The organism is Streptomyces glaucescens, from assembly GCF_002154375.1.
In the GTDB taxonomy this organism is placed as follows: Bacteria; Actinomycetota; Actinomycetes; order Streptomycetales; family Streptomycetaceae; genus Streptomyces; species Streptomyces glaucescens.
Genome location: NZ_MUND01000345.1, coordinates 1 through 6,525 on the forward strand (window position 1 = coordinate 1; position 6,525 = coordinate 6,525).

Annotated in this window: 5 protein-coding genes; 2 read left to right on the forward strand and 3 right to left on the reverse strand. The window is 71.9% G+C overall.

The window, feature by feature from the left end:
• Positions 1–409: hypothetical protein (locus CCN42_RS22410; RefSeq protein ID WP_211294775.1), on the forward strand; the 409-nt coding region annotated here is incomplete at its 5' end.
• A 548-nt stretch (positions 410–957) separates the two neighbouring features.
• Positions 958–1,761 carry an endonuclease I family protein gene (locus tag CCN42_RS22415; RefSeq protein WP_086738213.1) on the forward strand — a complete coding sequence of 268 codons (804 nt, stop codon included), beginning with the start codon at positions 958–960 and terminating at the stop codon, positions 1,759–1,761.
• Positions 1,762–1,789: 28 nt separating this feature from the next.
• Here the strand turns inward: CCN42_RS22415 and CCN42_RS22420 are convergent, their stop codons facing one another.
• The 3 genes from CCN42_RS22420 to CCN42_RS22430 form a co-directional block, all read right to left on the reverse strand.
• Complete coding sequence (locus CCN42_RS22420) at positions 1,790–3,478, reverse strand: thiamine pyrophosphate-binding protein (protein WP_086738215.1); 1,689 nt, start codon at positions 3,476–3,478, stop codon at positions 1,790–1,792.
• A 97-nt stretch (positions 3,479–3,575) separates the two neighbouring features.
• Entirely contained in the window at positions 3,576–4,547 is a 972-nt protein-coding gene (gene speB, locus CCN42_RS22425; protein ID WP_086738217.1) for an agmatinase, read from the reverse strand.
• 62 nt (positions 4,548–4,609) lie between these two features.
• Positions 4,610–6,073 carry a sodium:solute symporter family protein gene (locus tag CCN42_RS22430; RefSeq protein ID WP_086738219.1) on the reverse strand — a complete coding sequence of 488 codons (1,464 nt, stop codon included), beginning with the start codon at positions 6,071–6,073 and terminating at the stop codon, positions 4,610–4,612.
• Between the last annotated feature and the right edge of the window lie 452 nt (positions 6,074–6,525).

Genomic DNA, 6,525 nt, shown 5'->3' on the forward strand with positions numbered 1-6,525 from the left:
GGAAAAAGCCGGGCGGGCGGGCGGGAGGAGCGCGATGGGGCAACGACAGCGGGAGGTCGCGCAGTTGTGCGGCCGGCTCTACGCGGCGCTGTGGGCGCTGGAGCGGATCGGCGGCAGGGCCGGGGATCTGGACAAGCCGGGCACGCCGCACTACGTGATCTCACACGGCCCTGAGACCGAGTTCCGCAAGCACCTCGACGAGGTGGGCAGCCGGCTGTACCGGGCCAGGACGGGGCAGCCCGCAGCACAGGCCTCGGCCGCCGGTCTCCTCCAGGACATAGCGAACTTCATCCCGGCCGACGGCATCCCCTCGGGCAACTTCGGCACCGAGGAGCGCGAGTCCTTCGACCGCGGGCTGCGGGAACAGCGGACGGTGTACGAGGAGAAGCTCGGGGATCTGCTGAGCTGACGAACGACCAGGGCGAGGTCGACCGCCCTCAAGGAGGTCCTTGGTGGTCAGATCGCCCCAGCGGCGGTCTGTCGCCTGGACCGTCTTGCCAGGTTGTACGGCGCGCCGCTGAGCCTCCGTCACCTGTGGTCCGTCACCCCCACGTCCCGGCCCCGATCGACATGACGACAAGCCTGAGGGCCCCCCGCGGACTCCCGCAGCCTCCGCGGCCTTTCGTGGGACGCGTCTGACCCGGTCGCGCCCGAAGAGGCCGACAAGCTCGTCATGGCTCACATCGAAGATCACCTGGCACGTCACCTTTCACGCCATCAGGTCCACTTCCACGTGGCGATCTCGCCCGAGGCGGCGTGCCACTCGCCGTCCTCGTGGGTGAAAGGCAGCACCTCACACGTGTCGGGTTGCGGACACCGCGCCCGTGCTGCGGGAAGTGGACGACCTCGCGAGGCCGAAAGTCACCCACTCGACACCTCCCCGTCACTCAATTGTCTGCATGCCCATGCCACCCTCCCCCTGCCGCCTCCACTCAACCCGCGTAGATGGGACCCCACATGACGGCATCGCAGCTGTGTCGCTGGAAGTCCGTGGCTCTGGCCACCGCCGCCGTACTCGTCGGCCTCACCACGCCCGCGCTGACCGCGACCCCCGCCGCGGCGACCACGACGGCGTACGACTCGACGTACTACAGGAACGCCGTGGGCAAGACGGGCACCAGCCTGAAGTCCTCGCTGCACACCATCATCAGCAGCCAGACCAAGCTGTCCTACTCGGCGCTCTGGGAGGCGCTGAAGGTCACCGACCAGGACCCGAACAACACCAGCAACGTCAAGCTGCTGTACTCGGGCATCTCCCGCAGCAAGACGCTCAACGGCGGTGACGTCGGCGACTGGAACCGCGAGCACGTGTGGGCCATCTCCCACGGCGACCTGACGACCTCCACCGGCCCGGGCACCGACCTGCACCACATCCGCCCGGAGGACGTCCAGGTCAACGGGATCCGCGGGAACAAGGACTTCGACAACGGCGGCGGCAGCTTCACCAACTCCGGTGGCAGCCTGACCGACTCCAACTCCTTCGAGCCGCGCGACGCCGTCAAGGGCGACGTGGCCCGCATGATCTTCTACATGATCGTCCGCTACGAGGGCGGCGACGGCTGGGCCGACCTGGAGGGCAACGACAGCGTCAGCAACGGCGGCAACCCGTACATGGGCCGCCTGACGGTGCTGAAGCAGTGGAACGACGAGGACCCGCCGGACGCCTTCGAGGAGCGCCGCAACCAGGTCATCTACGACACCTACCAGAAGAACCGGAACCCGTTCATCGACCACCCGGAGTGGGTCGAGGCGATCTGGTAGGTGCCGTGGCCCCAGCCGGGTGAGGCCGTCAGCCGTCCAGATGCGTGGGCGCGAACATGCGCAGCACCGCCGGGAGGACGACGACCGAGGGGCCGGGCTCGGCGAGGGCCTTCGCCAAGTCGGACTCCAGTGTCTCCGGGGTCGTACGCACCCCGGGGACCCCGAAGGACTCCGCCAGGGCCACGTAGTCCGGGCGGGTGAGTTCCGTCGCCGTGGCCTGGCCGAAGGCGTCCGTCATGTACTCGCGGAGGATGCCGTAGCCGCCGTCGTCGACGACGAGCCAGGTGACGTTCAGGTCGTACTGGCGGGCCGTGGCCAGTTCGGCGACGGAGTAGAGGGCGCCGCCGTCGCCGGAGACCGCGAGGACCGGGGTCGTCGGATCGGCCACCGCCGCGCCCAGGGCCGCCGGGAAGCCGTAGCCGAGACCGCCGGCGCCCTGCGCGGAGTGCAGGGTGTTGGGGCCCTTGGCGTCGAAGGCGGACCACGCCCAGTAGGCGAGGATCGTCATGTCCCAGAAGGACGGCGAGGAAGCGGGGAGCGCTCGGCGGATCGACGCCAGCAGGTCCTGCTCCAGGGTGAGGTCCTGGGCGTCGATGCGTTCGCGGACCCGCCGCAGCAGGTCCCGGACCCGCTCCTCGGCCGTCGGGTCGGTGCGCTCCTCGACCGTCTCCAGCAGGGCCTGGAGCGCGAGGCGCGCGTCCGCGTGGATGCCGAGCGCCGGGTGGTTGGACTCCAGCTTGCCGAGGTCGGCCTCGATCTGGACGATCCGGCCGCGCGGCTTGAACGTGTGGTAGTTGGAGGAGAGTTCGCCGAGGCCGGAGCCGACGACCAGCAGGACGTCCGCGTCCTCCAGGAAGTCGGTGGTGTGGCGGTCCTCCAGCCAGGACTGGAGGGACAGCGGGTGCTCCCAGGGGAAGGCGCCCTTGCCGCCGGGGGTGGTGACGACGGGTGCCCGGAGGCGTTCGGCCAGCTCCCGCAGTTTCCTGGAGGCGTCCGAGCGGATCACTCCGCCGCCCGCGATGATCGCCGGGCGCGCCGCGTGCGAGAGCAGGTGGGCGGCGACGGCGGTCAGTTCGGGGCGTGGCGGGAGGTCGTCGGGGGTGGCGTCCGCGGCGGTCACCACCGGGAGCGACGTCTCCGCCAGCAGCACGTCCTGCGGGATCTCCACCCAGACCGGGCCGTGCGGGGCGGTCAGCGCGGACTTCCAGGCGGCGGCGATCGCCGAGGGGATCTGGGACTGGGTGCGGACCGTGTGGACCGACTTGACCACGCCGCGGAAGGACGCGGCCTGGTCGGGCAGTTCGTGGAGGTAGCCGTGGCGGCCGCCGCCCAGGCCGGCCGTCGGGATCTGACTGCTGATGGCGAGGACGGGGGCCGAGGCCGCCGCCGCCTCCTGGAGGGCGGCGAGGGACGTCAGCGCGCCGGGGCCGGTGGACAGCAGCAGCGGGGCGGCCTCCCCGGTGATCCGGCCGTACGCGTCCGCCGCGAACCCGGCGTTGTTCTCCACGCGCAGGCCGATGTAGCGCAGGTCGGAGCGGCGCAGCGCGTCGAACATGCCGAGGGCGTGCTGGCCGGGCAGGCCGAAGACGGTGGTCGCGCCCAGCCCGGCCAGGGTCTCCACGACCAGGTCTCCGCCGTTGCGGCCCGGGGGAGGGTTCAGCGCGGCCTCCGTCTGGGCGGCCGTCGGTCGAAGCTCCAGGTCGTGGTCGTGGGTCACGTGCCCTCGTTCTCCTTGTTCATCCGAGTCCGGCTGGGTGCGCCTGAGTGCGCCTGCGACTGAGTGCGCAGTTCGTCCCGGCCCGTTCCGGTCCGGGTCAGTTCGCCTCGCGGGCCGCGGCGATCTGGCGGGACATGATCGTGGTGAGTTCGTACGCCGTGTGGGAGGCCGCCACCGACGTGATCTCCGCGTGGTCGTACGCGGGGGCCACCTCGACGACGTCCGCCGACACCAGGTTGCAGGAGGCCAGCCCGCGCAGGATCTCCAGCAGCTCCCGCGAGGTCATGCCGCCCGCCTCCGGCGTGCCCGTGCCGGGGGCGTGGGCGGGGTCGAGGCAGTCGATGTCGATGGAGATGTACAGCGGGCGGTCGCCGATGCGCTGGCGCAGCTGGTCGGCGATCTCGTCGGCGCCGCGGCGGTAGACGTCGGCGGAGGTGACGATGCCGAAGCCCATCTTCTCGTCGTCGGTGAGGTCCTGCTTGCCGTAGAGCGGGCCGCGAGTGCCGACGTGGGAGAGCGCCGAGGTGTCGAGGATGCCCTCCTCGACCGCGCGGCGGAACGGGGTGCCGTGGGTGTACTCGGCACCGAAGTAGGTGTCCCAGGTGTCGAGGTGGGCGTCGAAGTGGAGCAGGGCGACCGGGCCGTGCTTCTTCGCGACCGAGCGCAGCAGGGGCAGCGCGATGGTGTGGTCGCCGCCGAGGGTCATCAGGCGGGCGCCGGTGCCGAGGAGGTCGTCGGCGGCGGCCTCCACCGTCTCCACCGCCTCGTTGATGTTGAAGGGGTTGACGGCGATGTCGCCGCCGTCCGCGACCTGGGCGAGGGCGAAGGGGGAGGCGTCCTGGGCCGGGTTGTAGGGGCGCAGGAGGCGGGAGGCCTCGCGGATGGCGTTGCCGCCGAAGCGGGCGCCCGGCCGGTACGAGACGCCCGAGTCGAACGGCACGCCGATCACGGCGACATCGGCTGTGCCGACCTCGTCGAGGCGCGGCAGCCGGGCGAAGGTCGCGGGACCGGCGTACCGCGGGATGCGGGAGGAGTCGACCGGGCCGCGGGGCGTCTCGTTGCTGCTCATGGGAGTTTGCCTTCTTTCCTACGCTTCATCGCGTATGCACTACTACTGACCGGTATACGACTCTACTGCGGAGCCGCCACCGCTTCGGACACGGGTTCGGGTGCCGCCCGGCCGGCGAGCCGCTCGCGCCAGGCGGCGAGCACCGCCTCGTCGGTCGGCTTCGTCGCCAGGGAGACGACGAGATAGGCGGCGAGAGAGGCCAGGAGGCCGAAGTAGACCGGCTCGTTGGCGAGGATGCCGTAGGCCGCCATCAGGCCGATCACCGCGAGGCCGCCGACGGCGACCGAGGCCAGCGCGCCCGCGGCGGTGCCGCGCCGCCACAGCAGCCCGCCGAGGATCGGCACCAGCAGCCCGCCCACGAGCAGGTTGTACGCCACGGTCAGCGCCTCGACGACGTCGTTGAGGACGATGGCGGTGAGGATCACCGCGACGCCCATCAGCAGGATGAAGGCCCGGTTGCCCTTGACCTCGTCGCGTTCCTCGTCCGAGGGACGCATCACACCCCGCAGCCGGGACCAGATGTCGTTGTTGGCGACGGTGGCGCAGGCGATGAGGGCGCCGGAGGAGGTCGACATCACGGCGGCGAGGGCGGCGGCGAGCACCAGCCCGCGCACCCCCGTCGGCAGCTCGTCCTTGACGATGGTGGCGAAGGCGTCGTCGGCGCTGTCGAGGTTCGGGTAGAGCACCTTGGCGGCGGTGCCGATGACCGCGCCGCCCACGGCGTACGCCAGGCAGTAGGTGCCGGCGACGGTGCCGCCCCACCGGGCGGTCCTGTCGCTGCGGGCGGTGAAGACGCGCTGCCAGATGTCCTGCCCGATGAGCATGCCGAAGGTGTAGATCAGCACGTAGGTGAAGATCGTCTCGCCGCCGATGCCCAGCGGGTCGAAGTACTCGGTGGGCAGCTGCGCCTTCATCTCGCCGAAGCCGCCCGCCTTGACGACGGCGATGGGCAGGAGCAGGAGCAGCACGCCGATGGTCTTCACCACGAACTGCACCATGTCGGTGAGGGTGATGGACCACATGCCGCCGAGGGTGGAGTACGCCACGACGATCGAGCCGCCGAGGACGATCGCGAGGGTGCGGTTGATGTCGAAGAGGACGTCGAAGATCGTGGCGTAGGCGATGGTGGAGGTGACCGCGAGCATGAGCGTGTACGCCCACATCACGACGCCGGAGATCACCCCGGCCCGGCCGCCGTAGCGCAGGTCCAGCATCTCGGAGACGGTGTAGACCTTGAGACGGGCGATCCGGGCCGAGAAGAAGACGGAGAGGGCGAGCAGGCCCAGCCCGATGGTGAAGACCATCCACGCGCCGGAGAGCCCGTACTGGTAGCCGAGGCCGACGCCGCCGATGGTGGACGCGCCGCCGAGCACGATCGCCGCCATGGTGCCCGAGTACATGGCCGGGCCGAGCCTGCGGCCCGCCACCAGGAACTCGCTCTTGGACCGGGCGCGGCGCATGCCCCACCAGCCCATGGCCAGCATCCCGGCCAGATAGACGACGATCACGATGTAGTCGACGGCCATGGGGCCTCCTTCGCGCACTCTCGGTGGCGTGTCGTGCAGATGCGATCCGCGGTGGCTGCTCGCGGGGACATCCGCCCGTACCCGCGGCCACCGGTCCCGACCGACCCTAGGTGGCCGAAAAGAGACTGCGAAGTGTACGTTTCATCCACCGGAGCCGAACGGGATGGAGGAAACGCACACCATGACCGAGGTGACGCCCCCCCCCCCCCCCGCCCCCCCCCCCCCCCCCCCCCCCCCCCCCCCCCCCCCCCCCCCCCCCCCCCCCCCCCCCCCCCCCCCCCCCCCCCCCCCCCCCCCCCCCCCCCCCCCCCCCCCCCCCCCCCCCCCCCCCCCCCCCCCCCCCCCCCCCCCCCCCCCCCCCCCCCCCCCCCCCCCCCCCCCCCCCCCCCCCCCCCCCCCCCCCCCCCCCCCCCCCCCCCCCCCCCCCCCCCCCCCCCCCCCCCCCCCCCCCC

Bases quoted from the DNA above. Each gene is read 5' to 3' on its own strand.
- CCN42_RS22430 (WP_086738219.1), bottom strand. From the start codon at position 6,073: ATGGCCGTCGACTACATCGTGATCGTCGTCTATCTGGCCGGGATGCTG.
- CCN42_RS22415 (WP_086738213.1), top strand. From the start codon at position 958: ATGACGGCATCGCAGCTGTGTCGCTGGAAGTCCGTGGCTCTGGCCACC.
- speB (WP_086738217.1), bottom strand. From the start codon at position 4,547: ATGAGCAGCAACGAGACGCCCCGCGGCCCGGTCGACTCCTCCCGCATC.